This window comes from Mesorhizobium sp. M1A.F.Ca.IN.020.04.1.1, from assembly GCF_003997315.1.
Classification (GTDB): domain Bacteria; phylum Pseudomonadota; class Alphaproteobacteria; order Rhizobiales; family Rhizobiaceae; genus Mesorhizobium.
The window spans coordinates 1-3,655 of record NZ_RZSN01000305.1 but is presented as its reverse complement, the minus strand read 5'-3'; the positions used below and the strand labels follow the sequence as shown (position 1 = coordinate 3,655).

The window sequence follows — 3,655 nt, the reverse complement described above, 5'->3', positions numbered from 1 at the left end:
CCCTTAAGCGAGTGCGCGCTGCTTCTTGTTGCCGGCCACCAGATTGGCAACAAGCAGTGCGGCGCAGGACTTGCCGCCGCCATAGGGACCGGTCCATGTGAACGCATATTGCGAGCCTTCGGCGATGCCGGTCAGCATGGCCATCAAGGACTTGCGCACGCTCGCCTGCAACACGTAGCCAGTCAGCGGCGGTGTACCGTTGAGGTCGGTGTCGATCCTCGCGGAAAGCGCGAACCGGCGTTCGACCTTGACGATATCGGCGAGCTTGGTCATGCGGCCCTCTGTCCCCGGTACCCAGCTTTGATGAGACCGAATTCGTCGATCGCATCGAGACGGCCATTAAGAGCGACCTGACGGAGGCCGGCCGTGTCGGTCCAGATCATCTTTCCGCCCGTGGCCTCGCCGATACCCATCAGGCGCGCAACCAGACTATCTTCATCGAGCTTGAAGACCCGCCCGGGCGAGCCAGGACCATACTGCGTCTGTTCCACCGAGATGGTCGGCGCCGAGGGGTGCTGACGCTCCCAGAAGCGCTTCAACACAAGGGCGAAGATGCTGTCTTCGAGCGACGGCTTCTGGCCACGCACGAATTCAAGCTGCCCGGTCGACCGATGCTCGCGCAACAACCCAAGCTCGACGAGCAGCGGCTCGGCGGCATCCTCTCCAGAATCTGAATGGCGAGGCGCGTAGCTGCGCACGAACACTTCCACGTCGCGCTTGAGCGTCTCAGCCGTTGCTCTAGCCGTAGTGCGCGCATCGACGATGGCCGCCATCGCTCTGACGAGGTCGTCCCGCGCAAAGGCGACCTGATTGAGTACGTTGAACGCATAATAGAAAGTCGTCGCAGCTTGTGGCTCGCTTACGAGGTGCGCATGCATCAGCCAAAGTGTCGAGGGATGCTCTAGATACGGATCAAGTCCGGTCCCGTCCGTGAAGATCAGCCGCCCCAGATCGGACACTCGCAGATGGGTGGAGCTGTCCTCGAGCACCTTCGTCGCCAACGCCCAGTGCCGCATCGAAAGCGCCATGTTCTTGCCGACGCCAAAGGCGGCGATTGCGCTTTGTTCCTGAAATGTTCTACGATCGATACCGTCAGGGCCGGACGCAGCATCAAACGACTTCTTCAGCCACAGGAGCCGAAGCGCAAAGGTCTCGTGGCCCGACACGCGAATCGCGGTGGCCGGATCGTATAGGTCGTTCAACATGGGAAGGAATGCTACTGGAGACTGCCGCCAGCGACAATCCCTAGCGGCCGACTATTTCCGATAGGACGACCGCCGCCTCTGCGGCATCAGCCGCGCTATTGTAGCGGCCGAAGTATAGTCGCACAGTTTCCGAAGCCTGCTGCGGAGTGAATCCCATGGCCATCAGTACATGTGACGCAGTAATCTGGCCGCTGGTGCAAGCTGATCCTTCGGAAATCGCTATCCGATTTCCAGCCCTCGCAATAATCGACATCGCGTCATTGCCTGGAAATCTTAGGCTGAGGCTGCCGGGAACCCGTTGCGGCTCAGGAACATTTTCGGTGAATTGGACCTGTCTGCTGAGCAGTTCCTCGAGGAAGAGCGCCGACAAGGTTCGCGAATGTGCGGCGTCTGCACCAAGCCGCGTCTTGGAGACCTTGGCGGCCGCGCCGAACCCGACGACGAGCGGTGTCGGTACGGTTCCTGGACGGATGCCCGTTTCCTGACCGCCGCCGAACAGCACCGGCAAAGGCCTGACCGCAGCCGCAGATGACACGAACAAGCCACCAATTCCCATCGGACCGTACATTTTGTGCGAGGACAGGCTGGCAAAGTCGAAATCCGTACAGTTGAGAGAAACCTTCCCCAGTCCTTGTGCCGCGTCCACGTGGACAAGAGCCCCGGCGGCGCGCGCTATTCGGACGACATCGGCGAGTGGTTGGGCTGAACCTACCTCGTTGTTGACGGCCATCACCGAAACCAACAGCGTTTGGTCACCGACCAACCGCTCCAGTGCCGAAATGTCGATGACACCACTTTCGTCGACCGGAGTCTCGATGATCCTGAAGCCGGCAGTGCGAAGCGAACTTGCGGACGACAGAACGCTCTTGTGCTCGATAGCTGAGACAACGATCTCCCGCCGCTCGATGCCCGCCTCGAGTGCTGCCAAAGCCGTTCCCCTTATCGCGATGTTGTTGGCTTCAGTAGCCCCAGAGGTGAAGACGAGTTCTTGTGGATCCGAGCCAATGAGAGACGCGATATCGGAGCGCGCATTTTCGACGGCCTGCGACGCCAACATGCCCGCGAGGTGAGGTGAGTGCGGGTTGCCCGCTTGAGCATGCCACCACGGCGACATCGCCTCCAGGGCCTCCGGGGCAAGGGGGTTCGTCGAATGGCCATCAAGATAGATCGGCGTGTGCATAAGGGGACTCTGCGTCGTCGGGTAGCTGAACCTATTCCAGTTTGGCTGCAATTCGAAGTGAGCCGCCGGTCGCGACGGTCGCGATTTCCTGATAGACACGAGAACAAACGAAAGAGGTTTTCATGGCGGACGACAAGGACGTAAGCATCAATGAAATCTACAAGGAGCAGTACGCTCACTTTAGAGCGATGAATGACATTCTCTACAAGACCCCTCCTCTGTTTTCGGTCGCGATCGGCGGCTTGTGGTATTTTGCAGCGACCCAGCTCAAATCGGACCGACTGATCGCCGTAGGCATCTTCCTGTTTGCGGCCATTGTGAGCGTCTGTAGCGTCTTCATCATGGGACGCTTTAGCCTGGCCTTCAGCCGCTACATCACCAACCTCAATAGGCTCGATGGCGAATATGCGGTCTCTCTAAAGGACCAGACGTGGCCACCCTCGACGGTAAAAGTCATCCAGTTCCTTTTGTGGGTCGCAATGGCCATTTCGCTGGTCGGCGTTATCTATGCTGTCGTGCCTCTGTTCTGCCCCGCGGTTCATTCCTAGCTGGCAACTCCCTGTCCATCTTGAGCGGCGATGGCCGACACCACCGCTTCGATATCTTCGTCTGACAAGAACGGCGCTTGCGCGAAGACGATCGAGGGCTCGCCGCTCAGACGAGCCGCTAGGTGTCCGAGGCCGAGCAGGTTTTCGGCACCCTTCATCCCCAGAGCGATCTCTGACGTCCCAACGCTCGCGACCTTGAGGATCAGGCGGTTGCCTAAATTGTCGCGCAGCTGAACAGGCATAACCCCGGCATCGGGCCGCTGCGCCGCAAAGACGAGGTGGATGCCGGCGGCTCGTGCCTTCACCCCGAGTCTCGAAACGATCGAGGTGACGGCGCTCTTGTAGTCCTCGGTCAGCATCCATTCGGCGAACTCGTCGTGGACGAGGAACTTCATCGGCAGGCGTGCTTCTGGCGCCGCCTTGATGTTGAACGATCGGATGTCGCGAACTCCGTTCTCCCTGAACAGCTCGTACCGACGGTCCATTTCAACGACGAGCCCCTCCATCATTTCGATCGCGGCGGTCTGATCGATGACGATGCCGCCCTTCACATGCGGCAGGCGCTCGATGGCCGAGTAATCGACGCCCATCTTGGGATCGATCAGGTGGATGTGGGCCAAGGCGCTCGGATTGGTCGCCGCAATGTCGAGGATCAGCGCCTGGATCAGAACCGATTTGCCGCTGCCGGTAGCGCCGGCGATCAGCGTATGCGGGTCATGCTG

The 3,655-nt window shown here is 59.9% G+C and carries 5 protein-coding genes; 1 reads left to right on the top strand and 4 read right to left on the bottom strand.

Annotated elements, in window-relative coordinates; all coding sequences use genetic code 11:
* Positions 1-3 precede the first annotated feature (3 nt).
* From EOA49_RS30960 to EOA49_RS30950, 3 genes are read right to left on the bottom strand one after another with little or no spacing between them, the layout of a single operon-like run.
* Positions 4-273 carry a hypothetical protein gene (locus tag EOA49_RS30960; RefSeq protein ID WP_127243564.1) on the bottom strand — a complete coding sequence of 90 codons (270 nt, stop codon included), beginning with the start codon at positions 271-273 and terminating at the stop codon, positions 4-6.
* Complete coding sequence (locus EOA49_RS30955) at positions 270-1,205, bottom strand: DUF4007 family protein (protein ID WP_127242027.1); 936 nt, start codon at positions 1,203-1,205, stop codon at positions 270-272. The genes EOA49_RS30960 and EOA49_RS30955 overlap by 4 nt, the downstream gene beginning before the upstream one ends.
* A 40-nt stretch (positions 1,206-1,245) precedes the next feature.
* Positions 1,246-2,385 carry a cysteine desulfurase family protein gene (locus tag EOA49_RS30950; RefSeq protein ID WP_127242028.1) on the bottom strand — a complete coding sequence of 380 codons (1,140 nt, stop codon included), beginning with the start codon at positions 2,383-2,385 and terminating at the stop codon, positions 1,246-1,248.
* A gap of 122 nt (positions 2,386-2,507) precedes the next feature.
* Between EOA49_RS30950 and EOA49_RS30945 the strand changes: the two genes are divergently transcribed.
* Entirely contained in the window at positions 2,508-2,933 is a 426-nt protein-coding gene (locus EOA49_RS30945; RefSeq protein ID WP_127242029.1) for a hypothetical protein, read from the top strand.
* On the opposite strand, the gene EOA49_RS30940 is transcribed toward EOA49_RS30945, so the two are convergent.
* On the bottom strand, positions 2,930-3,655 hold a 726-nt coding region (locus EOA49_RS30940; protein ID WP_164749348.1), incomplete at its 5' end, for an FtsK/SpoIIIE domain-containing protein. The genes EOA49_RS30945 and EOA49_RS30940 overlap by 4 nt on opposite strands.